A 23,890-nucleotide genomic window follows, 5' to 3' on the forward strand; every position below is an offset into this window, starting at 1 on the left:
ATAAAAAAGCTGTACCCATCTCTATGTGATGAGTACAGCCTTCTGTTATTTACCAGATACAGATGCGTAATTTTTGATGATAACAATCGGAGTCATTTGACTATCGTTACCAAATGGATTATCAATCAACAATTGTGCAATTTTTTTAGCGTCAATTCCACGACTTGTACCTAAAATAGCGGACCGTTTCAAATCATTAACATCAGCTACAACGGCACCGTAACAACCAGTGCGAGATACAATTTTCTCAGCCACTTTATCCGGATCCTTTGGACCAAATACAATGTGCTTATCAAATGGAGGCATAGTCCCCGTTACATCATCTGTTAAGGATGCAGCCCGAGCAATTGCATAGAATACCCCTGGTTTACGGAAAATTTTAGCAATAGCGCCTAAAATAAAAGCACCTAATACCTTCCATTTACCATCCAAATTCATAGCCGATTGCATACCATAAATAGATGCCATGGATCCATCTGGATGGATAAAACGATTAATTAAACGAGCTTGCCAGCACACATTTAGCTCTTCAGGACGTGTAAAACGACCTTGCGTAATAGCTACTACAGATTCAGCAACGCATACGATATCTTCAGGTCCAATATTATGTCCGCCAAATTCAACGATAGCATCAACGATGTCATCATTATCTGTAAGGATACGTGTTGGCACACATACTAACTCTAATTCTGCCATTGTTATGCCTCCTTATTGAACCATTGCTGCTTGAACTTCTTCAGCAGTCAAACGAATACGCTGTTTATCAATATGATAGTCTGTCCGGCCTACGATTTGGTAGTAAATATCGATGTCCATATAAGGGAATCCCTTAATATCTTCTCGAATATTGCCAGTTTTACCTGTTAATGTAACATATACACGAATTGTGCCACCTTTGCGTGGTTTGATAATTATAGCTTCAAAATATCCATCTTGACGCGGACGATTAATATCCATAGCCCAAGCATTTACTTTAACGGCATCAAAATGTTCTTCCGGTAATAATGGACGTGGAAATAAGTCCATTATTGTGCCCAATTGGCGCCCTTTATTTACAAATGGTATATCACAGAACAAAGTAATGGACTCAAAACTACGATCAGACACTTGGAAGTTCGTTGCCCGTTTCGCTAATAAGACAATATTTTCATTACCTTGTTTCAACACAAACAAACGGAATAATAAGTACAGAGCTGCAACAGCCACAATAATAGCTATTACTGCACTGAGGATGTTATAAAACCACATAGGGTATCTCCTTTATAATGTAATATGTTCAATGGTACGACGGCTTGTATCAAGGAAGGATGCACTCAACGTATCACCAAGTTCGACATCCTTTGTAAAATACAATGTCACGGTGCCTACAGTATCTTGATGATTGAAAAGATTTTTACTCTCTAGTCTGTGACGAACCAATTCACTTGTTTCAAAAGCAGGATCAATGAACTGAATGCGACACGATGTTAGTTCCTCTAGTAAAGGTTGTACAAATGGAAAATGAGTACACCCCAAAACAACAACCTCAATTTCTCGAGATAATAAAGGTTCTAAATAATCCTTGCATACTTCACGAACAAAGTAATCATCTAAATGACCTTGTTCAATAAGCCCCGCCAACTCTGGACAAGGTTGTTCCCAAACAAAAACCTCATGATCAACTTCTAAAGCCACATGCTTATGAATATGACTATTTACAGTGGCCACGGTCGCCATAATACCGATAGTCTTGCTTTTACTTTTATTAATAGCTGTTTTTACACCTTGTGATACACCAATAACTGGCACAGATACAAGTTCACGTACCGCATCAAGAGCCACAACGGTGAAGGTGTTACAAGCAATCACCATCAACTTAACAGGCTGCTTTTCTAGCGTCTCCGCAATACGGCACGCTAAATAAGTGATTTCATCATCACTGCGATTACCTACAGGATTATTCGCATTATCACCGATATAGATAAAATCTTCGTTAGGAAATTGTTCTTGTAATACCTTTAACACAGATAATCCGCCTACACCAGAGTCAAATACACCGATAGGCAATTGTTGTACATTACTCATGCGGCATCTCCTCAACAGCTGCTAACATAGGCAGATAAAAAGTATCGTCTAATCGCACAATCTTTCCTGTTGATTTTGACATAAAAGCGTTCTTAGTTTCCCCCGTAGCAAGTAACGCTCCATCACTAGCACGGCGCATGCGATAGCGAAACACCATTTGAGCCCTTGTCATCTTAACCAAATACGTTTCGATGTGAAGTTCATCATCGAAATTCGCAGGTTCTTTATAATTGCAAGATACATTCATGATGGGAAATACAATATCCTCATTCATCATATCCCACAAAGTGACACCGATCTTACGAAGGAATTCAATGCGCGCCATTTCAAACCATCTAAAATGGTTACTATGGTGAGCAATCCCCATCATATCAGTTTCATAAAATCGTACATTTACTGAAGCAATATGCATAAATTCTGTCCTTTTTAAATAGTATACAATTTTTATTCTATATCTATTACTTTAGTGTGTCAAATAAATAAAGGCAGTTCAATCACTGTGGATCAAACTGCCTAAAATGGTAAAAGTTAGCGACTGCTACCAAATGGAAAGAATTTTTTTGCCTCTTCTTGATGACTCGTTTTGATATAACGATTCGCAATCTTAAAGGCTAATCCGAGTACTGCCACATCATCTACCCAACCTAATACAGCAATCGCATCCGGCACAATATCAATAGGTAATACCAAATACCCTAAGGCACCTGCAATGACCGCTTTTACATATTTGGGAGTATCCTTGTCACGAAAACAAAGGAACAAGGTTACTGCTTGTTGTACAAAGGCAAGTTTCTTACCATATCGACCAAGAAACCCTAAAAATCTTGATTCGCTAAAATACTTACCATATTTAATAATATTAAATGGATTCATAGTAATAATAATCCTTCAGCGTTTATTTACGCAAACCGCCAATTTTTTCTTTCGCTGTATTAACAGTGTTTGTAGCAACATCTTTTGCTGTCTCTACGGCATCAGAAGCTTTAGTTTTTGCAGTTTCTACTGCTACTTGTGCAGAAGCTTTTGCCACTTCTACACCACCTTTTGCGAATTCTTTGGCTACTTCAATACCTTCTTTAGCAGAATCAATTTTTTCTTTCGCTGCATCAGAAACCTTTGCTACAACCTCTGCTGCGTTATCATGGATTTGGTATTTTGTTTCATTATTCCATTTATTGATGGCAGGTGTTACTTTTTCATCGTAAACTTGCTTTAAAGATTCTTTAGCAAGACCTGTTTCGTTAGCAATCCCAGCCCATACGTCACGTTGACCTTGAGTGAAAGGAATGCTAGCACTTGCATCACGAACGATTTCAGAAGCAATGGCTTTGCCATTTTCAAGGAATTCAGCAACCATCGGTTTGTAACGTTCGATATCAGAAGGCATGCCATCTTGAATCCAAATATGTGCAATTTTACCAATAGCATAAGTTAAACCGATAGCTACAGGAACGCGAACAGCTTTAATTGGAATTAGAAGGGATACTGCAGCTGTACCTACAGCTGTGCTAAGACCACCTACTAAACCAACTACAGCACCTGCTTGCAATTCTACATCATAAAGATGAGCAATGCGAGTTACCATGTACGTAGCATTGGCGCACAAAGCGACACTGCTGAATTTAGAGGATAATGCCAATGCTGCTGCACGACCTGCCCCCCAGAAGATAAATTGTTCAACTTGATAGTCACGATCTTGAGATCCATCCGTAAGGGGCTCAAGTGTTACGCCATTATATTCTGCCATAAGTATTCTCCTTTGTTGTAAACCAACTATAGGTCTTATTATTAGTATTATTATACCATTCTATTGATAGAAGTGAAATGAATTTTTCTAATTATCCATATATAATAGCTTCTAATATTTTCTATATTACCAACTTGTGAGTCCTCCATCGATTGTCCAGGCTGCACCTGTCACAAAAGACGCCTTATTACTCAACAAAAATACAATTACTTCGCCAATTTCATGAGGCTTAGCAATACGACCTAATGGGTAATGTTGGCCCATTTCAGCCTTAGCAGCCGCCGCATCTTGGTGGGCATTAGCAATCTGTTTATCTACTAATGATGTATCTACATCACCAGGACACACACAGTTTACACGAACACTGTGAGGTGCCATTTCAAGGGATAGAGATTTTGTAAAGCTCACTACAGCTCCCTTTGACGCACCATATACAGAACACGCTACATTACCTTGTAAACCTGCATCACTAGCAATCGTTACAATACTGCCCTTTGAGGCTCGTAAATAGGGAAGCGCCGCTTGACATAAGAATACAGTACCTTTTACATTGGTCCCAAACATTTCATCAAAAGCTGCTTCTGTAACATCAGCTAGTAACTCTTCTTCATAATAGCCTGCAGCTGTTACAAGAGCAGACACCCCACCAAATAAATCTACTGTTTCTTTTACAATTCGCTGACAGTCCTCAATTTTAGATACATCACCTTGAATATATTGTACCTTAGAGGAATAACGACGTAGCTTAGTTTTAGCCTTTTGACCAACTTTTTCATTTCGACCATTGATGACTACACACCAACCTTCTTTGAGTAAAAGCTTTGCCGTAGCAAATCCAATACCCGATGTACCACCACTAATCAAGGCCACTTGAACATCACTTTTATGAGGCATACCTTGCCCTCCTATAATGTTGAAATATAGTCATAGACTAATTTCAACAACATAACTGTCGTTACCGACAAGAATACAACTCGCACCAAAGATGAGCCCTTCGCAATTGCCAAATGCGAGCCTAAATAAGCACCTATAATTTGACCTGCCCCGGTGGCAAGACCATACGTAATATTGACATGTCCTAAATATAAAAATACTAATAAAGACGCCAAATTACTAGTAAAATTCAATATTTTTGCATTAGCAGAAGCATGCAAGAAATCAAAACCTGTAAAGATAAAGCCCATAATCAAAAATGTACCTGTACCAGGGCCTATAAAGCCATCATATATACCGATACCAAGAGCAAAAGCCATACAAATATATAGCGCTTTTCCTGCTACCTGAGATGTACGATTGATTTCACCCCAGTCTTTTTTGAACACCACAAAGAGTGTTACGCAAACAAGTAATATGATGATAATAGGCTTTACATATAGCGGTGGTAAAGAAACAACCGCCAATGTCCCCATCATAGATCCCACAAAGGTAAAAGGCAATAATTTGCGAACTAGGGAAAAATCAACCATGTGATTTCTTAAAAATGTAATCGATGCACTGCCAGCACCAAAAATACTGGATAATTTATTGCTGCCCAGAGCCATACTAGGTGGAAGATTTGTTAATAACATGGCAGGTACAGAAATGAGGCCTCCCCCGCCTACAATGGAGTCTACAAAGCCAGCAAACGCACCAGCTACGGCAAGTAAAACGAGTATAAGGATATCAAATGGTAAACCTGTTACCGCAATGAGCCACTCCATAATAAACCTCCTACAGATAGCACATCAACGGTCGCCAAAGGCCACCGTTGTCATGCTAATTTATTTTATTTTGCACCTAGACGATCGAGGGCCAATGTATAACCATCCGCACCATATACTAAACAGCGCTTTACACGACTAATCGTAGCAGTACTCGCACCCGTTTCTTCTACGATTTTCTCATAGCTATCCCCTGCGCGAAGCATTTTTGCTACTTGTAAGCGTTGAGATAATGCTTTTAATTCGTTAATCGTACAGATATCTTCAAAAAATGCATAGCATTCCTCTGTATTTTCAAGCGTTAAAATGGCGGTGAACAATTCGTCATTTTGTTGACTTCTCAATTTTTCATTGATACTCATAGGATCCTCCTACTTCTTATTCATCGCTTTAGACCAAGCATCACCAATCATTTGTACAACTTGTACCAATACAATCAAGATGATGATTGTAGCGATCATAATATCGGCTTGGAAACGTTGGTAACCATATCGGATAGCAATATCCCCAAGGCCACCACCACCAATAGCACCAGCCATCGCAGAGTAACCGATGAGGTTAACGATAAGCACCGTTACATTGTCAATAATTGTTGGCAATGCTTCTGGTAATAATACTTTCCAAATGATTTGTAATGGGCTTGCCCCCATAGATTGAGCCGCCTCGATAACACCAAAATTGATGTCCTTAATAGACGTTTCTACAAGGCGTGCCAAAAACGGAATTGCCGCAATGGTCAATGGCACACATGCTGCAGTTGTACCAATGGATGTACCTACCACCATACGAGTAAACGGAATGATGGCAACCATCAAGATGATGAAAGGTACAGAACGTGTAGCATTGACAATGGCACCCAATACTTTATTGAGTGTTACATTTTCCAAGATATGACCTTTAGAAGTAACGACCAGAACAACACCAAGAGGAATACCTAATAACATTGCCATTATGGTAGAAATTATCGTCATTTGCAATGTATCAAGGGTACCAGTTATGAGTAGATTAATGATTTGCTCTGACATAACCGATCACCTCGCTTTCAATTGGTAAGGTTTTGATGTAGTCTAAACCTTCTTGCGCATTTTCTGGGTCACCATTCAAGATAACGATGAGGCGACCAACGCTCGTATTTTGGATGTAATCAATGCCGCCAAAAAGGATGCTTACATCTAAATTAAAGCGTCTTACAAGGCCTGCTACTACAGGCTCATCTGTTGCTTGTCCTGTAAATTTGAGACGCACTAAAGGTGCTGTCCCTGCAATCCATTGATCATGCAACTCTAGATGTTCCAATGCTTCTGGAGGTAAGTTATCACTCACTACAGAGCTAATAAACTCTTTTGTCGTATTTTCGCGGGGATGTGTGAATACTTCAATAGTACTACCTTCTTCGAGAATGACACCACCTTCAATAACCGCCACGCGATCACAGATTTCACGGATAACGTGCATCTCATGTGTAATGAGCACAATAGTGAGCCCCATCTTCTCATTAATATTTTTCAACAATTTCAAAATAGAATCTGTTGTTTGAGGATCAAGGGCAGATGTAGCTTCGTCACAAAGGAGAACCTTTGGATTAGAGGCCAATGCACGAGCAATACCAACACGTTGTTTTTGACCACCAGACAATTGAGATGGATAGTTGTTCATCCGGTCTGTAAGGCCTACAATATCAAGAATTGGCTCAATGCGTTCCTTGATTTCAGATTTGCTCATTCCTTGTAATTCCAACGGAAATGCCACATTGTCATATACGGTACGAGAGGACAATAGGTTAAAATGTTGGAAAATCATGCCAATATCTTTGCGCGCTTTACGCAAATCAGATTTGCTAAGTGTTGTTAAATCTGTACCATTTACGATAACAGAGCCAGATGTAGGTGCTTCGAGCATGTTGATGCAACGAATCAATGTGGATTTGCCGGCACCGGATTGACCGATAATGCCAAAGATTTCGCCTTCTTTCACATTTAGGCTAATATCTTTCAACGCTTCCACACGAGTAGCGCCTTCATAGACTTTACTAATGTGTTCTAATTGTATCAAAATAATTTCCTTTCTTAAGGTAAATGTTTAACATTTGATGAAAGCAGCTTATCTATCAAGGTAGTCCTTCTTCCATCAATTTTTCTAGAGCTTCGCGTAGACGAAGTGTAATAGCACCTGGTTTACCACCAGATACTGGATTTCTGTCTAGCTTAGTAATTGGGATGACACCACCAATTGTATCGGTAAAGAATAGTTCATCCGCTTCATCTACAAAGGTGCGGTCAAATTCTTTCTCAATAATGGTAATACCTAAAGATGGTGCTACACGGGTTAAGATCATTTGGCGCGTAATACCTTTTAAGATATGATTATCCGCTGGATGCGTGTACAAGATACCATCTTTAACAGCAAACACATTAGATGTAGCGCCCTCTGTACAAATGCCATCACGGAACAAGATGGCTGTATAGGCAAATTTCTTATCTGCTTTTGTTTGCGCCAAAATATTCGGGATCAAGTTAGTAGTCTTAATATCTACATGTTCCCAACGTTCATCAGGCAAAGCTATCGCTTTTACACCTTCACCCAATTTATTGACTTCATCTAAATCCAAGGTACGGATAGACATAAGCATTTGTGGTTCTAATTTGGAGCGATCATAAGCATGATGACGTGGTGCTACACCACGAGAGATTTGTAAATAAATATAGCCCTCTTTGATTTCACTTTGCTCGATCAAAATTTCGTGCAATTCTGTCAAATCATCAGGGGTCATTTTTACAGGGATATCCATTTCACGCATAGAGCGATACAAGCGATCTTGGTGGTAAGACAAAGCGAAACAACGGCCTTTTACGACACGAACAACTTCATATACAGAGTCACCAAACAAATAGCCACGGTCATCAATGCTAATAACTTTGGCACCTGGTTCGACGAATTCACCGTTAAAATATGTTAATTCTTGCATAGGAGCACCTCTTTTTCTATTTCGTTACTCTATCAAGTGGTAATCATCATGGACTTATTATAACACAATTACTTTTAAATTTTCACACTTTACTTTGTGAAAGATATTAATTCGATATACAAAAATCCGCTAGGATACCATAGTTAAAAACTATATCCTAGCGGATGTATAACAAATATTATTTTTATACTAAATCAGCACTACAAAACTAACTAAAACTACATACACCATTAATGTACTAGCACCAATTAGGTCTCTCAATAAAATAGTTCTCATACTAAACTAATGCCCCAGTATAAATTTACGGATAGATTTAGGCACATAATTAAGGCCCACTGTAGTCAAATAAGATAATGCTAACGCCATACCATACATAATTAGCACGTTGGTCACCGTATACAAGAGATTATATTTAGCCATCACACCAGAAATGATTAACAACCAAAATGGATGCGCTAAATAAATACCATACGATTTATCGCCTATCTCAGACCAAATGGACTCCATAGTCACGTTCATAGGTAGCCTTTGGAATAGGAACAAACTAAACATCGTTCCCAATCCTGTATAAAGAACGCCCATAGGACTCATTTGATGTACCGTATAAATTGCTTCCAACACAGTGTAATGCCATACGTCCATGACATAGTAATAAGAGCCAAGCATCAATAATATAGAGCTTACCGCACTGACGCCTAAAACGTAACGATAACGCCACATATATTCGCAGACGATTTCATATCGTTCAGCACATACGGCACCTAAAAGGAAAATCCACACATAATGAATAACCCAATAGTTGAGTCGCATATCAAAAAGATATTTAAGAACTGGCTGATTGCTTAGATTTTCTGTTACCCAACGGCCAAGCATGTAAGACGAAACATAATCGATACCAACTTGGATGACAAATAGTAACACCAGCCAAAATACAGGCCGTTTTAAGATGACTTTCACCATGGCCCGCCATAATGGCATCATCACGTAGAACCATAGCAAAATAACCATAAAATATAGATGATACATAGAGGTACCAAAGAGTAGATTTATCGCCAACGGCCCTGGATGTAAATTGCCAAGGTTATGAGCTGTCATCCCTGTATATAGCAAGTAAAAGATGGACCACGTAATATATGGAAATAGCACCACCTGAATGCGGCGGTGCATAAATTCCTTATATGAGAATGGTCCCTCTACCGAGGTATGATAAAACAAGCCAAATGCAGAGAGGAAGAAAAACGCAGGCACTCCAAAGCGAGAGAGAATTTCTAACACGCTGATGAGTTCTAAATTTACAAAAGGATTTTGCAATGCATAAGATCCTACATGAATGCCAATAACACCGAGCATACAGAGGCCTCGCATATAAGTAATTTCCGGTAAAAACGCTTTTTTCATAGCCATTCCCTATTCACTATTGACCAGGTACAGCGGCAGGTGTTGGTACCACACGTGGACCTTGAGACTCTGTAGCTGGTTGTTTAACTACCGGAGGTGTAGATGCAGGTGTTTGAGGCGTTGCAGCTTTTTCAGGTTGCGCTGCTTGTGCTGGTACAGCCTGACCATTTGCTTTAGCAGCCGCTTCTGCCTTAGCCTTAGCTTCTGCTTCAGCCTTAGCTTTTGCTTCAGCTTCTCGTTTCAAGCGTAATTCTTTTTCAAGAGGTACCACTGGTTTGTCGTAAACGGTAATATCCGTTTCAAATAGACGGCCCCATGGGAATGTAGCTTTTACTGTACGAGGATTGATTTTAAGGTATTTTTCAGCGAAATCTTGAATGCGTTCACCTAAGTAACTTTCAAGACGTTCATTTAATTCACCAGAGTAACGAACATTGTCTGTTCTGATAGAATCTTGCATACGATAAATATCTTTACGAATATTTGCTTGATATGCCCAGTTATCCAAATATTGTTGCGTCAACATATCACGATGACCTTCTGGACTCATAGATTTAAGCAATAATCCTTGAGCAATAGCGTAACCTACGGTGTTACTTGCTGTATTCCAACCATTATACGCACCGATTTTGTACAATAAATCTCGTTTGTACATAGCGGATACCAATGTATTATCTGCACCATTATTGAAAGCAATATCTGCAACGCTTACGTTCACACCAGAGTCAACAGCTTGTTGAATACGATCTACGAAAGCATTTGTAGAGTTGGAGATCATTGGGAAGTTTTCGAAGTTTTCAGACTCGCCTGTGCTCGTTGTAAGAGGTGTATTAACAGCCAATAATACAGTTGGTTTACCTTGTGTCACCATTGTGCCACCTACAGCCTCAACGTGTTGAGCAATTGTTTTATCAATCGTTTGATCTTCGTAACCTGGTAATGTTTTACCTCCGCCACCGAGTGGATAAATTACGGAGAATGTAGGTTTTTCTGTGCTCACATCGGTACGGGAACGCGCCATCAACAAGAGACCAAGTTGGTCAGCACCAGGGAAGCTACCGTATTTTTCAACAGAAATATCCTTGGAATATTTGTTGAGGTAACGACCTTCTAGTGCGGATTGAGATAATTGAGAGGTATCATCATGACCTAATGCAAAGTAGTCGAATACACCACTGCGAGTTTCATCAATCAACTCTTTGTTGATTTTCATATTTTTTTGACGGCGGTCAAACCAGTCTTGCAAGTATTCCACAGGAACAGAGGCTTGTAGGCTCATCAATTTTTGAGTTTCTTCTTGCGTTAAAGAGCCAGAATCTAATTTATCTTGTAATGCAGCGATTTGGAAGATAGTTGGGCCATATTCCGCATAGTAGGCCGGTTCAGTACCACCACCACTCGCGCGTGGGGAACGCATTACGGTACCAAATCCATAGATGCGTACATTTTTATTACGCGCTTTTAAACCTTCAATACGTTTCAAGCGATTTTGCAACGTGCTAAGAGGAATATTATGTTTGCGAGAATCTACAAGACCTCCATAAATAAGAGTATCCGTACTTAATACCATAACATCAGCACGACCTGCATTTTGCTCTACCCAAGCCATAATTTGATCAGCTTGACCTTGGTACGTCTTACCAGAAATCAAGTGTTGAGGTGGTGTCAACACAGTCATACCCGCCTCACGAGCTGTATCAACTGTATATTGCAAACTTACAGGACGATCATCTTGAGGTACATATAATACGGTTTCTGCATCGATTTTGATGGATGTACCTGTAGCAATGGCTGTAACCATTAATGCTACTTTCAACCATTTATTTGTCATAAAGCAAATCTCCTTCTGTGTACACGAGTACTCTCGACTCGAAAATTAACTCTTATATAATACTCTTTTTTTCTGACACTTTTATGAAATACTTAATAGTATAATTATATCATTTACCTGTTATTTCTCAAATGTAGTGCCTTTAGCTTTAGCGCACTTTGGGTAAGCTCCAATTATATTTAATAGCTAGTAAACGGATAACTAGTACAACGGTAAAAGCACCATATACAGCCTCTCCAACCCAGTTAGAAATAACCATTAAGTAATAAACGATGCCCCCAATAACACTAGGCAGAGCATACACATCTTCTTTTAAAACAGACGGAATCCGTTGAGCCAGCATATCTCGGATAATACCACCTCCAACGGCAGTAATAGTTCCTAATAAAACAATGAAAATTGGCAACTCTGGATATAGTTTAAACCCTGCAGATGCTCCGGTTACTGTAAAAGATGCCAACCCGACTGCATCGGCTAATAAATAGCTTGCTCGGCTACGAGGGCCCATAGCATGCTTGCGATAACGGCTGTTATAGATAATAAATACGATAATTGTTACGGAAATAACCACAGTTACATATACAATATTGCGTAACGAATTCGGCGGAAAATACCCCAAGAGAACATCACGTACAATTCCACCACCGATTGCCGTAGCCAGTGCCAATACAGCCATACCAAATATATCCATTCTCCGCGCCACCCCAACAAGTGCTCCGGAGATAGCAAAGGCAATAGTGCCAATCATATCAAATATATACCAAATAATATCCATAATACCCTCACACAATCTATTCGCATAACTGCGCACACTATGATAGACTTTATGTAAGATATTATACATTAAGAGGTATGAGAATGACAAAGAACATTACACCTATAGAGATTAAAAATATGGATGAGCGTAGCCGTGATGAATATTTTATGGGTTTTGCCCTAGAGGAGGCCCACAAAGCTTATGCTCTAGGAGAAATTCCTATCGGCGCCATTTTAGTTCAAAACAATACAATCATTTCACGCCACCATAATCGCCGCGAATTAGATCACGATGCAACGGCTCATGCAGAAGTGCTCGTCATCCGCGAAGCATGCGATGTACTCAAGCGTTGGCGGTTGACTGGTTGTACCCTGTATGTTACGATAGAGCCGTGTCCGATGTGCGCTGGAGCCATCATCAACAGTCGTATTGACCGTGTTGTATATGGTGCAAGTGATTACAAAGGAGGCGCTGTAGAGTCTCTTTTCAATGTACTCTCTCACCCTGGTTTAAATCATGAACCCGAATTAGCATCGGGGGTCCTTGGTGATGAATGTAGTCAAATCATGAAAGACTTTTTTAAAGAGCGCCGTAAAACACGGAGGAGTACCCAAGAGGCTGAAGGGTCCGCACTCGAAATGCGGTAGGTCGGGCAACCGGCGCGGGGGTTCAAATCCCTCCTCCTCTGCCATTCTTTTAAATGATAATGATAGAGATACAATAGATAAACCTAGATACACATAATACAGATGTTATCTAGGTTTTCTTATATAATTGAGTAATTTTTATGTATCAATCATTCTCTATTATATGGTGGTATTTGCCCCATTTATTGCCCCATAAAATTTATAAACTCATATAATTACCTCTTTACCATTATATCCAATAAAACAAAAAAAGAGCTACAGTCTTAAATATATAAAAATAAGACTGTAGCTCTTTTTTTTGCAGCTAAACCGCTTATGAAAATTTTAGTATGAGGCTAAACCTCTTAATTATATATTAATTACTTTACTTTTCTCATTCATTAGCCGCTACAAAAGAAAAACCTCGCTTACATAAAATAAGTGAGGTCGGTGGCCAGTACAACGTACTAGTAAGCCAATGAACTACTTATATTATATAGTATGATTCTATAAAAATCAATTAGTTCCTGTTTAGCTTGAACCGGCTCACTATGTTATACATTGGAAGTTTTACTTTGCCCCATTTGTCGGCCTCCTCAGAAATTTTAATACTTTTTTCTTTATTGGATTCCATCACTTTATTTAGGCGATTAAATTCTTTCGCTACGGATTGTAATGCTGTAGTTTTCATAATTAAACACTCCTTTTAATTAGAAATATTATTCACTTTACCTTCCATATTCTAGGTAAATATGTATCTATATCTTGACATTCTTTAATAATTTCCTCAGACCATTTATTAAGCCACATACGCGGAGCCTTAATTTTCCCATGCATATAACGAATTAAAAAGTTTATTCCTTTTTCATTGATCGGTAAATCATATATATAATTACAACACTTTACATAAGCCTCATTCACAGCCATATAAGACATCCTTTTATCATCTCTAATAACTAATAAATCTGATAAATCTTTTTTGCGATTTTTAGCACGTGGACTGGCTTTTAATTGTGAGGTTGTAGGATCATAAAGATTCATACCTTTCAACTCATCTAATAATACTCTACGCTGCATACCAATTAAAGCATATTCTTTTAATCTACTTATAACATGCCATTTTAACTCCTCATTCATATATGTCCTCACATTAGCAAAATAAGCTACCTTTAATATCATTCTTTTTGCAATATATGCTATGTAATTCTTGCAACTCTTTAACCGCTTTTTCTTGCTCACCTTCATGATCGGATAAGCAGCGTTTTAATAACTCCGTTGATACACTAGCCCAAAATTTTAAGCGATGCGTCTCTTTTCTTGCTAGTTCCTTACGAATAATCCTTTGATTTACCTTTTTAGTTAATTTATTCAGCAAATTCATTTACTAACTCCTCTAGCTTCTCTATTTGCTTTTGCTGCTCGTCCAATCTAATAGCGCCTAAGATAGCATTAGCCCCTACTATAATAGTATTTGCTTTCTTACTATCCATTTCGCCATTAGCCACCATATTATTTATGCGGCTTAATGATTTGCGTACTTGCTGTGGCGTAGAAAACCGGAACGATAAACGCTTATTCTCTTTCATGTTATGCCTTTCTTTATATAGAGAAAGAGGGCGAATGACTTCGCCCTCTTAATGTCATTTTGCTTTGTGTACGTAGATACCTTTAGTTTTATTTTCTAATACAAAGGCATCATATGCGATTCTACCTTCTACTAAATCGCCACTAATTCCGGGTGGATCCTGATGAATTTTATAATCAGAAAGTTTAACCGGAGCAACAGTTGCGGACGGATGAACCAAAACAAAATTAACGTCCTCAGGTAGTCTATTCTTTGGCACTTTAATAATTGCCGCACCGTCTAACATACCAATAACGCCTAATTTACGCATATCCTGACCTACATCTGTAGCCATAACAATAGAGGCGTTCTTTTTCATGATTGTATATGTATCAGGAGTTACCAATAAAACACGGTTTGTTTCAGGTACTTCAGCAGCATCAAGCACTTCAGTAGCTTTTAAAATTGCGTCATATACATTCTTATCAGTTAATGAACCTGTTTCTGTAGTACCTGCACCGGCTACAACCTTACCATATACATAAGTATCAACTTCAGGAATTACTACTTCTCTAAGTTGTCGAGCAAGTGCTGCAGCTGCTTCTAATGATGCTTTTGTTTCATCTACATCTAATTTATCAATAGCGAATGTAAAAGAACGGTCTCTCTTTAGTGGAAACTCTTCAGTTGTAGCATCTAATCCTTGAATTTGACCGTAGCGGCTATAGTTTGAACCTTTACCCTCACGATCATAATCATTCATAGCGCTTGTTGTAACTTTGTATACTTTGACGCTATGAGCACCTGTAAATTCAAAATCATTATTTGTGATTACTTGCCGTTTAGATTCTGCTTTAAATTGCTCATCCACATACGGCAAAAATTGTGTTGCTAAGTCGATAGCCATGTTATGCCTTTCCTAGTCAAGGCCAAAGGCATTGCGTAATTCATCATTTCCTATAGATTGATAACTACATGACGAACCATTTCCAGAACCACTACCAGGCTTTTGATTATCCTTAATTGCCCATGTTGATTTACTAGCCCATTCTTTTATGTGTTCGCCAATAGGTACACTATTCCCGCTATCATCGGTATATACTACGCTGCCCGTATCGTCTACACTTGCATTATTAATAAATAATCGTGCGAGCTCTGTAGGGTTAATGCCGTTAGCCTTTTCTAATTCTTGAATAATAGTTTTATTAACCTGTTCCGCTTTTAATGCAGTTGCTTTAACCTCATTATCAGCCTTGATAGCTTGCAATTCCGCCCGTACCTGTACAAGTTCCTTTTGTAGATTTTCTACAGTATCAATATCCGTATTATAGCGTTTTCGCTCACGTTCTAGACGGTCCTTTATAATATTGTCGACTTCGGCCTGCGTAAACAGTTTTTCATTGTTTTTATTTTCCATATATTTTCTCCTATTTTCCTGTTAGTTCAGTGAAAATGCCTATATAAGTCATTAATGGAGGTTTTAAAGTAAAATCAATGACCTTTAAGGCTATATCATCAAATACATGCACTTACGATATATAATCATATAAATATGGGGAGAATTCATACGATCATAACTTATCCTTACAATAGCAAAAGAAAAAGCACAGGAATAAATAAGTTTAGTCTTATTTATTCCCATGCTGCTGAAGCGTTCAACCTTTACGATTGCGGTACTACTGTATTTGATTATCCTAATTATACCACATTTTACAAAAAATCAATAGAGGGGGTATATTTCTATAAACCTATACCTTACCTATGCTTGCGGCCTTTTTCTTGATACAAAATAAATCTGTTTTCGGCCTTGATTATCTATTTTTTCTTTATATTTTAGGGTTCTATCAGTCCTCAATAAATTAATGATAGGATTGAGGCGGACATATTCCGCCTCGTTGCTACACGAAAAATGTATCTTCATAACTCTTTCCTACTTAAAACAGCCGTTACAATCAACTGCTTATTATTAAAAATATGCTCACAAGTAACTGTAATATCTAGCATATTACCAAATTCATCTTGTATAATATTAAATTCTGCTTTAGTCAACGCTAACAAGGTTACTTTATTAGTATACCCATTCACAACCGCGCTGATCTTATCTAAGTGTTCTTTTTTAAGGCCTGTTATCTCATCAAACTCATTCATAATAATTCCCCCACATTTCGCTTTAACTCTTCAACAGCGTCATTATAACCAGTTCTATAACTCATTACTGCAATATGCGCGATTGCCTCAACAAGATCTATTTTATTGTTTTTTAAATTCTCAAATACACAATCAACAATTTTATTTAAACTATCGGATTCCATGTTATATTTCATGATATTTACCTCCTATTTGTCACTGGTTTGCAACTGGTAATGCAATAGCACAAACACAGCATTTATGCCTTTGTAACAAAGTAACTAGTTATTAGAGAAAACTTTATAATATATTTTGTAGAATATATTTAATAAAATATCCTATAAATATAAAAATATTAGTTACAATAGTTACACTATACTGTAAAAATAGATATTATCTATATTTACGATGTAATAGGTAAAATATTAAAACGTGTTATATACATATTACAGTTTTATTTTTTCTGATATGAGCGCTTACCACGTAATACACCAGCCCCAATCTGAATACTTTCATATCCTAAACGATATAATTCACGCCCAAATGTATTATTTGCCAACGGCTTATATCCATTCTCCTTACACCACTCTTTATAGAGGTTATAGACTTGTACTGTAGTCAAATCTGATATAGTTTTAATCGCTGCTAGCCACTCAAAATTACTACCCGTATCAATACGCCAACCGTTTTCATTCATTTCACTAACAAATAGCGCTACTGGGTTCGTATCAGTCATATGTTTTTGAGTTGCTGCTTGTATTAATTGTGGTATATGGATCCCATTAATAATATTAGGCGCCTCTTTCAGTACTCTATTCAGCAGCACTGATAAACCACCACTTTTAACAATTTCTTGCACTATATTAGGTACTGCCGTAGCCGTTCCCCTAATACGCTGCGTAAATGGTATAACAATAAGTCTATCGGCCATGCCTTGCGATGTATCTGTAATACGTGGTACTGAATTAGCTGAAAATAATAGTTTTTGTGTTACTACAAAGGCAAACATAAGGCCAAATTTAGGATTTGCATGCACAGGCTCGCCACTCACCACCTTTTTAAGAATAGCGCTTTCCAATAATGCACTGGCCTCTATATCGTCACCCAAATTAACCATTTTCCCGTAAAGACTACCGATATATTTATCATCACCAAATTTTACAAGCCCTAAAACACTAATATTTTTCCGGCCGTAAAATAACTTTAGCAGGCTAAGAAATGTACTTTTACCGTTGCCGCCCTCACCAAACAAAATAAAGAATTTTTGTAGATGATTGTCAGGCCATAAACCATATGCAATGATCTGATAAATAAATGTATGCATTTCTTTATTATCACCAAAGAGATTTTTCATAAATGTATCTAGCACATCATTTTCTAGGGCTTTAGAATCATACTTAACAGGTATGTAATTTCTTAATATCGTACCAGGCGTTTTCTGTAGTACTTCACCAGTCCTTATATTAAGAAGGCAATTCAAACACCCTACTATATGAGGATCAGTAATATAACAATCGCTAATTATACTTTTGATATACTCCCATACCTCTTTACGTGCATTGGTTTTCAATTCTTTATCTTCAAGAATGATAAGCCTATTACATTCCGATTTACTAAATGGTTCGTAATTATTATTTTTAGGGTTATAAAAATATATATCTACATCATCAGGCGGCGCACCGTCTAACAAATTTTCATTAATAATACGTTTTAAATGATATTTTTTAATTAAATAGTCCCCCATTTTATTATGTAAAAACTTCTTACCGTCATAAAACGATGATTTTTTAATACTCAAAAAAGCCGTCCCCCCTTTATGTTCCCTTATCAATTTGATATAATAATAGAAAGGTATTTTACTATACCTCTTTAGTTAAATATTGGTTATGAGTAGACTTGAAAAAGTCATCAAAATCATCTAATTTAACTAATTTACATTTAGGCCCAATATCAACGAATGATTTTTTGTATTTAGCGGTACGTTTCATTCGTTGAATTAGCCTATACACTTGCATGCGGCTTAAATCATAAGCCTTGCCAATATTCTTATACTGTATGTATCGTTGATCTATTGGCGTTACACTATCAACAATTTTCATATATTAACCTTTCCACGCTGCCTATTATGGCGGCGTTTTTCTTTTACCTTAATACAACGCTTTGAGATGATTATATGAGGTTTGATTTGCGTCATATTAAATATTAAATAATTCTGTAAAACTAATAGGTTCATTTAATTCAGTCTCAAGTACATTATGGAGTATTTTCATTTCATCTCTTGTAAATTGAGTTTCATGATTTTCTTTTCGGCCATATGCTTGTGCAGTAATTCCTATAAATTCCCCCATTGCCTTTTGAGATAAGCCACACCGATTACGATATCCGATCAGCTTATTAAATTCTTTCATCAATTCACCTCCTTTTTGATTTATATACAATTCTATTATTTTAATTTTAGAGTTATACATAACTCTAATTAGATACTACTAAAAATATCGTAAATTGTAAAGTACATATTTCTATTTTAACCAAATTTGCATTATATATAACTCAATTATTGATAAAACAATAATTAACATATATAATCAAAATAGAGGTGATTATATGATTATTAGCAATTTAAAAACAATACTAGCAAATAAAAATATATCTGCTACCGGCTTAGCTAAAATGTCAGGAGTCAGCCGTACTGCAATAAATCAGCTAGTAAATAATATTAGTGGTGGTATACAGTTTGAAACAGTAAATAAAATCTGCTCTGTTTTAAATATAGGACTAAATGACTTAATCTCTTTTGCTCCTTTTGACATTAATATAGAGGCAAGAAATCCCAGCTTTAATAATAGTTCTATACTAATTGACCTAGAGTTACATATGACAAAATACGGTAAAAGCAATATTCCTTTATTTATGGGTGATACATTTACACATATATTCTTTTTGAACGTAGAATATAAGGAATATGGTGATATTATGCCATTTTTTGAAATATCCTTTGACAAAAAAGAAGATATATTGCTATATCAAGAGTTAATGTCAACTGCACCTATACAAATCAATACTTATATTATTGAGCAATTAGAAAGTAAATTAAGATCTGCAATAGAAACCGTATATAATGATGAGTTTGATATTTCTATACCTATGGAATTCCAAACACTCTTTACAGACGGTAAAGTATCACCGGTAAATTTGTATACGCTATTGAGCCTTATAAAATAGTACTGTATTCCGCCCTATGAAAGGCGGTTATTATGTGGATAGAAGAAAGAGCCACAAACACAGGAACAAAATACATATATTATGAACGCTATAATTGCCCTATAACAGGCAAATTAAAACGTGTTAGTATTTCTTTAAATGGAAATAGTCCTACATACAAAAAACAAGCCTCTAAGCTGCTACATGAAAAAATAGCGCAAATATTAGACGGCTATGAACAAGACAAATATATAACGCTGCATGAGGTGGCGCATTTATGGCTAGATCATACCAGGCCCACTGTAAAACTAGCTACCCACGTAAACCATAATACCCACGTTAAAAAGATTTTTAAGTATATCCCTACTGATATACCAATCATCAAAGTAACGCCTATTATGATTGAGGAGCTAGCAAATAAAGTATATTATGTAGAAAATCGTAGCTATCACTATAGCAAGTCATTAATGACAACGGTTAGGGCTATTTTTCGTTATGCTAAGCGTAGAGGCCTAGTAAAAGATATTCAGGACATAGAGGACATCAAAATAATAAAAAAGCCTTTTAGCCGCGATGATGTGGCTAAAAAGCAAAATAAATTTCTTGATAATATGGAGTTAAAAGAGGTTCTAAGGCAATTAAACGATATAAGCCCTAGAATATCCCTATTAGTAGAATTTATAAGTCTTACAGGTCTAAGAATTGGCGAATTATTGGCCTTACGTCATTGCGACTATGACAAAGGAAAAGCTACTATTAATATTAATGGTACATTACAGTATCATTGTAATAATAGTAGCGAAATAAAGCGCGGAACGCCTAAAAACATTTATTCTGTTAGAGATGTAAAGCTATGCAATAGGGCCGTTCGCATACTAGAACGGATCACAATAGAAAATAAGCGCCGTTCTTTATGGTTCAATGGCTACCATGAACAAGGCTATATTTTCACTGCTAAGCGTGGCAATCCTTATGACATGCAATATATCAATAAAATATTAAAACGTGTATCTATAGGCGATAAACACATCACCACGCATATATTTAGACATACTCATATTAGTATCTTATCAGAATTAGGCGTACCACTAAAAGCAATAATGCAGCGTGTAGGACATAATGATCCTGCTACTACATTAAGCATATATACTCATGTAACACAGGCAATGAATGAGGACGTTATAAACAAGCTAAATGCTAGAAATGGCTAGGCTTGCCCCATAACTTGCCCCATAGAGATATTGAAAATCAAACAATGCAAGTATTTACGCGTTTTTTAGGTTCTACTCCCTAATTCTCTGCCATATAAAATATATAAAGCGCTAACCATGGTTAGCGCTTTTTTGCGAAGGGACCACTACTATGAAAAAATATTACCCTTATCTCATTACGGTGAGTCATATGATTAACGACTCCTGTCAAAGTGTATTACCTGCCCTCTTGCCATTATTTATCTACACTTATGGACTTAGTTTAGAGCAGGCAGGCTTTCTCATATTAGCCAATACAGCATTATCTTCATTGTTACAGCCATTATTAGGTTATGTCTCTGACAAGATCAATCAGCCACGGCTAATCGCCTTAGGTGTTCTGCTCTCAGCTTGTAGCACAGGTGCCATGGGTTTTGTAACCTCTTATGAAAGCTTGCTTGTTTGTGCTACCTTAGCTGGTGTAGGCTCCTCTATCTTCCACCCTGAAGGAGCGAAAATCATGAATCGCCTGGGAGGTGGTAAAAAAGGTAAAGCCATGGGTACCTTCGCCATCGGTGGTAGCTCTGGTTTTGCCATCGGTCCACTCTTTGCGGGCTCTATTGCCTATACAGTAGGACCTCACGGACTGGCAGCTTTCACCATAGTAGGTCTTATCATCTCAACGGTTTTATTCGCCCTCATGCCACGCATAGTAACTCACGCACGCACTATCGACCAAGCGGTAGCTATGGAAAACCCTACATTAGTGGCTAAGCCGCTAAAAAATTACTGGAAATACTTTGGTATCTTGTTTATTATCATCCTAAGCCAATCAGTAAACTTCCGCGTTATCAATGCATTTATTCCTATCTTCTGGACTCGTGAACTCGGCACTAGCCCAGAACAAGGTAGCTTTGCATTAACCATATTCTTTAGTATCGGCATCTTCATGACATATATTGGCGGTCTATTAGGCGACAAATATGGTCCCATCAAAATCATTAGACTATCCCTATTGATTTGGTTGCCAGCCATGTTCCTATTAACAGAAGTGCCAACCTTCTCCCCTGTTATCATGATGCCTATAGCCTATATGTTACTACTCATGATTGGCGCGGCTAAAGCTCTTAGCTACAGCCCAGTTATCGTACTAGGTCAAACCTACCTTGCTAAAAGCATCGGCTTTGCGTCCGGTATTACCCTCGGGGTGAGCCAAACTATCGGCGGTATCATCGCACCTGTAGTAGGTAACCTTGCGGATACCTATTCTTTACCTGCCGCTATGATGACACTCGTACCATTCCTAGTAGTAGGTCTTGGGGCTTCATTGATACTTAAAGATCCTAAAAAATTACAATAAACAAAAAAGAACCCTTCACGTGAACTGTACCCCAAAAATTGGACACAATTTTTGAAGGTACAGACCAACGAAGGGTTCTTTTTATATTCAGCTAACCACGTCACTTGCAGTTTAGTGTTTTAGCATTTCATTCAATATAACTACGTCCGTTTCTTTCATACCTTGTGCCACAGCACCAATACTGCGGATAGTTTCATCAACGGAGTATGCTACAAGGCCATCGCCTTTTTGGTAGTTTTTGTTAAGGCGAGCTTGTTTATATCCAATAAAAGCGCCATCAAGGGAGATTGCAATTTTTCCTGCACAGGATGGTTTCGCCCCATCACATACGATACCAGATAAACTTGCAAGACCATTTACAAGAGTGTTCTCGATTATATCTTTACTATCACCCTTCAAGAAGGCAATACCTGCTACACTTACCACACCAGCAGATACAACGCCACAGTATGCAGACAATTTACCAATACCAGATTTAACGTAAAGCGTTAGCAAGTTAGCAAAGACGAGAGCGCGATACAATTCATCTTCACTTTTACCAAGTTCCTCGGCAGTCGTAATGATTGGCACAGATACGGTTAAACCTTGGTTACCGGAGCCAGAGCAAATAACAACAGGCAATGGACAACCACTCATACGCGCATCAGAGCCAGCTGCGGCACGAGCCTTACATTTCGTTTCGAGAGATGGATTTTCTTCATCTAACAATAACAATTGTCCAATATTAGATCCATAATCATTGGATAGACCTTCCTTAGAAATTGCAGTATTATACTCAACTTGCTGTTTAATTTGAGGTAGGATACCAGAAATATCACCTGTTAAAGCAAATTCGTAAATGCTATCGAAGGTCATGGCATATTCTGTTTTAGCCGCTTTCTTAATTTCATTGACTGTTTCAGAGACAATCTCACCATCTACTGATACATAGGTTACATTCGTATGGTCATTTTCAATGCGAACAACCGCTGTATGTTCATCTGTTTCTGCAGTGATTTCTATATATAAATTATCTACGCCTTCAGCAAGTGAAACGGTACAGAAGTTGGCATCAAGCAATGTGCCAAGCCATTTGCGATCTTCGTCTGTAGCAGATTCCAATACTTCTAGTTCACGCTCTGGATGACCTACAATAGCACCTAGTGTAGCGGCCGCCGTTAGGCCTTTTCGACCCCCAGAATTTGGAATGACTACAGATTTTACATTTTTGATAATATTCGCGCTGCATCTTGCGTGAATATGGTTAGGAAACTCATCTAAAACAGAGACTGCCTTCGCAGCCGCATAAGCCAATGCAATTGGCTCAGTACAACCGAAGGCAGGACGCATCTCTGACTGTAACAAAGAAATATAATCCATC

Annotated in this window: 31 protein-coding genes and 1 tRNA gene; 5 read left to right on the forward strand and 27 right to left on the reverse strand. The window is 37.7% G+C overall.

What is annotated here, in order from left to right; all coding sequences use genetic code 11:
- Window positions 1–45: 45 nt before the first annotated feature.
- From E7B10_RS07085 to E7B10_RS07155, 15 genes are all read right to left on the reverse strand, one after another.
- Complete coding sequence (locus tag E7B10_RS07085; RefSeq protein ID WP_004693597.1) at window positions 46–696, reverse strand: coenzyme F420-0:L-glutamate ligase; 651 nt, start codon at window positions 694–696, stop codon at window positions 46–48.
- A gap of 12 nt (window positions 697–708) precedes the next feature.
- Window positions 709–1,248, reverse strand: a complete 540-nt coding sequence (locus E7B10_RS07090; RefSeq protein WP_004693598.1) for a hypothetical protein — start codon at window positions 1,246–1,248, stop codon at window positions 709–711.
- A gap of 12 nt (window positions 1,249–1,260) precedes the next feature.
- On the reverse strand, window positions 1,261–2,064 hold the full coding sequence (murI, locus tag E7B10_RS07095) for a glutamate racemase (RefSeq protein WP_012863984.1): 804 nt from the start codon (window positions 2,062–2,064) through the stop codon (window positions 1,261–1,263).
- A complete protein-coding gene (locus E7B10_RS07100) occupies window positions 2,057–2,476 on the reverse strand; it encodes a thioesterase family protein (RefSeq protein WP_008715645.1) in 420 nt (139 codons plus the stop codon). The genes murI and E7B10_RS07100 overlap by 8 nt, the downstream gene beginning before the upstream one ends.
- A 116-nt stretch (window positions 2,477–2,592) precedes the next feature.
- Window positions 2,593–2,937, reverse strand: coding sequence for a YkvA family protein (locus tag E7B10_RS07105; RefSeq protein ID WP_004693603.1), 345 nt, complete (start codon window positions 2,935–2,937; stop codon window positions 2,593–2,595).
- Between the two features lie 22 nt (window positions 2,938–2,959).
- Window positions 2,960–3,811, reverse strand: a complete 852-nt coding sequence (locus E7B10_RS07110; protein WP_004698348.1) for a hypothetical protein — start codon at window positions 3,809–3,811, stop codon at window positions 2,960–2,962.
- Between the two features lie 126 nt (window positions 3,812–3,937).
- The gene (locus E7B10_RS07115; RefSeq protein WP_004693607.1) at window positions 3,938–4,705 is read right to left on the reverse strand and encodes an SDR family NAD(P)-dependent oxidoreductase; all 768 of its coding nucleotides are present in this window, start codon (window positions 4,703–4,705) and stop codon (window positions 3,938–3,940) included.
- 11 nt (window positions 4,706–4,716) lie between these two features.
- Window positions 4,717–5,511 carry a TSUP family transporter gene (locus E7B10_RS07120; protein ID WP_155086405.1) on the reverse strand — a complete coding sequence of 265 codons (795 nt, stop codon included), beginning with the start codon at window positions 5,509–5,511 and terminating at the stop codon, window positions 4,717–4,719.
- Window positions 5,512–5,576: 65 nt separating this feature from the next.
- On the reverse strand, window positions 5,577–5,873 hold the full coding sequence (locus tag E7B10_RS07125; RefSeq protein WP_004693609.1) for a YerC/YecD family TrpR-related protein: 297 nt from the start codon (window positions 5,871–5,873) through the stop codon (window positions 5,577–5,579).
- A 9-nt stretch (window positions 5,874–5,882) separates the two neighbouring features.
- Complete coding sequence (locus E7B10_RS07130; RefSeq protein WP_155086404.1) at window positions 5,883–6,536, reverse strand: methionine ABC transporter permease; 654 nt, start codon at window positions 6,534–6,536, stop codon at window positions 5,883–5,885.
- Window positions 6,517–7,563, reverse strand: coding sequence for a methionine ABC transporter ATP-binding protein (locus E7B10_RS07135; RefSeq protein ID WP_155086403.1), 1,047 nt, complete (start codon window positions 7,561–7,563; stop codon window positions 6,517–6,519). Before E7B10_RS07135 ends, E7B10_RS07130 begins: the two co-directional genes overlap by 20 nt.
- Before the next feature lie 55 nt (window positions 7,564–7,618).
- Complete coding sequence (locus E7B10_RS07140) at window positions 7,619–8,476, reverse strand: aminotransferase class IV (RefSeq protein ID WP_155086402.1); 858 nt, start codon at window positions 8,474–8,476, stop codon at window positions 7,619–7,621.
- A gap of 282 nt (window positions 8,477–8,758) precedes the next feature.
- Window positions 8,759–9,880, reverse strand: coding sequence for an acyltransferase (locus E7B10_RS07145; protein ID WP_155086401.1), 1,122 nt, complete (start codon window positions 9,878–9,880; stop codon window positions 8,759–8,761).
- A gap of 10 nt (window positions 9,881–9,890) precedes the next feature.
- Entirely contained in the window at window positions 9,891–11,705 is a 1,815-nt protein-coding gene (locus E7B10_RS07150; RefSeq protein ID WP_105087104.1) for a DUF4127 family protein, read from the reverse strand.
- Window positions 11,706–11,853: 148 nt separating this feature from the next.
- Window positions 11,854–12,480, reverse strand: coding sequence for a trimeric intracellular cation channel family protein (locus E7B10_RS07155; RefSeq protein WP_004693621.1), 627 nt, complete (start codon window positions 12,478–12,480; stop codon window positions 11,854–11,856).
- 83 nt (window positions 12,481–12,563) lie between these two features.
- On the opposite strand from E7B10_RS07155, the gene tadA reads away from it, so the two are divergent.
- Window positions 12,564–13,109, forward strand: a complete 546-nt coding sequence (gene tadA, locus E7B10_RS07160; RefSeq protein WP_004693623.1) for a tRNA adenosine(34) deaminase TadA — start codon at window positions 12,564–12,566, stop codon at window positions 13,107–13,109.
- Window positions 13,063–13,153, forward strand: a tRNA-Ser gene (locus E7B10_RS07165). The genes tadA and E7B10_RS07165 overlap by 47 nt, the downstream gene beginning before the upstream one ends.
- 455 nt (window positions 13,154–13,608) lie before the next feature.
- On the opposite strand, the gene E7B10_RS07170 is transcribed toward E7B10_RS07165, so the two are convergent.
- The 11 genes from E7B10_RS07170 to E7B10_RS07220 all read right to left on the reverse strand — a co-directional run bounded on the left by E7B10_RS07170 (window position 13,609) and on the right by E7B10_RS07220 (window position 19,187).
- Window positions 13,609–13,779 (reverse strand): hypothetical protein, encoded by a 171-nt coding sequence (locus tag E7B10_RS07170; RefSeq protein ID WP_024062166.1) that lies wholly within the window; start codon window positions 13,777–13,779, stop codon window positions 13,609–13,611.
- A gap of 32 nt (window positions 13,780–13,811) precedes the next feature.
- A complete protein-coding gene (locus tag E7B10_RS07175) occupies window positions 13,812–14,225 on the reverse strand; it encodes a hypothetical protein (protein WP_101928972.1) in 414 nt (137 codons plus the stop codon).
- A gap of 13 nt (window positions 14,226–14,238) precedes the next feature.
- On the reverse strand, window positions 14,239–14,469 hold the full coding sequence (locus E7B10_RS07180) for a hypothetical protein (protein WP_024062168.1): 231 nt from the start codon (window positions 14,467–14,469) through the stop codon (window positions 14,239–14,241).
- A complete protein-coding gene (locus E7B10_RS07185) occupies window positions 14,453–14,674 on the reverse strand; it encodes a hypothetical protein (RefSeq protein WP_024062169.1) in 222 nt (73 codons plus the stop codon). The genes E7B10_RS07180 and E7B10_RS07185 overlap by 17 nt, the downstream gene beginning before the upstream one ends.
- A gap of 54 nt (window positions 14,675–14,728) precedes the next feature.
- Window positions 14,729–15,559 carry a hypothetical protein gene (locus E7B10_RS07190; RefSeq protein ID WP_024062170.1) on the reverse strand — a complete coding sequence of 277 codons (831 nt, stop codon included), beginning with the start codon at window positions 15,557–15,559 and terminating at the stop codon, window positions 14,729–14,731.
- A 12-nt stretch (window positions 15,560–15,571) separates the two neighbouring features.
- Complete coding sequence (locus E7B10_RS07195) at window positions 15,572–16,069, reverse strand: hypothetical protein (protein WP_024062171.1); 498 nt, start codon at window positions 16,067–16,069, stop codon at window positions 15,572–15,574.
- 500 nt (window positions 16,070–16,569) lie between these two features.
- Window positions 16,570–16,800: a hypothetical protein gene (locus E7B10_RS07200; RefSeq protein WP_024062174.1), complete on the reverse strand. Its 231-nt coding sequence runs from the start codon at window positions 16,798–16,800 to the stop codon at window positions 16,570–16,572.
- Entirely contained in the window at window positions 16,797–16,976 is a 180-nt protein-coding gene (locus tag E7B10_RS07205; RefSeq protein WP_024062175.1) for a hypothetical protein, read from the reverse strand. Before E7B10_RS07205 ends, E7B10_RS07200 begins: the two co-directional genes overlap by 4 nt.
- A 257-nt stretch (window positions 16,977–17,233) precedes the next feature.
- Window positions 17,234–18,577, reverse strand: a complete 1,344-nt coding sequence (locus E7B10_RS07210; RefSeq protein ID WP_287510906.1) for a phage/plasmid primase, P4 family — start codon at window positions 18,575–18,577, stop codon at window positions 17,234–17,236.
- Window positions 18,578–18,638: 61 nt separating this feature from the next.
- Window positions 18,639–18,878: a hypothetical protein gene (locus E7B10_RS07215; RefSeq protein ID WP_024062177.1), complete on the reverse strand. Its 240-nt coding sequence runs from the start codon at window positions 18,876–18,878 to the stop codon at window positions 18,639–18,641.
- 96 nt (window positions 18,879–18,974) lie between these two features.
- A complete protein-coding gene (locus E7B10_RS07220; RefSeq protein WP_101928970.1) occupies window positions 18,975–19,187 on the reverse strand; it encodes a helix-turn-helix transcriptional regulator in 213 nt (70 codons plus the stop codon).
- A 196-nt stretch (window positions 19,188–19,383) separates the two neighbouring features.
- Between E7B10_RS07220 and E7B10_RS07225 the strand changes: the two genes are divergently transcribed.
- The 3 genes from E7B10_RS07225 (at window position 19,384) to E7B10_RS07235 (ending at window position 22,530) form a co-directional block, all read left to right on the forward strand.
- Complete coding sequence (locus tag E7B10_RS07225; RefSeq protein WP_024062179.1) at window positions 19,384–20,001, forward strand: helix-turn-helix transcriptional regulator; 618 nt, start codon at window positions 19,384–19,386, stop codon at window positions 19,999–20,001.
- Between the two features lie 32 nt (window positions 20,002–20,033).
- Window positions 20,034–21,191, forward strand: a complete 1,158-nt coding sequence (locus tag E7B10_RS07230) for a site-specific integrase (RefSeq protein WP_024062180.1) — start codon at window positions 20,034–20,036, stop codon at window positions 21,189–21,191.
- A gap of 151 nt (window positions 21,192–21,342) precedes the next feature.
- A complete protein-coding gene (locus E7B10_RS07235) occupies window positions 21,343–22,530 on the forward strand; it encodes an MFS transporter (RefSeq protein ID WP_227065429.1) in 1,188 nt (395 codons plus the stop codon).
- 111 nt (window positions 22,531–22,641) lie between these two features.
- On the opposite strand, the gene E7B10_RS07240 is transcribed toward E7B10_RS07235, so the two are convergent.
- On the reverse strand, window positions 22,642–23,889 hold the full coding sequence (locus E7B10_RS07240) for a serine dehydratase subunit alpha family protein (protein ID WP_287507453.1): 1,248 nt from the start codon (window positions 23,887–23,889) through the stop codon (window positions 22,642–22,644).
- Between the last annotated feature and the right edge of the window lies 1 nt (window position 23,890).

The organism is Veillonella sp. (assembly GCF_032470285.1).
Taxonomy (GTDB): domain Bacteria; phylum Bacillota; class Negativicutes; order Veillonellales; family Veillonellaceae; genus Veillonella.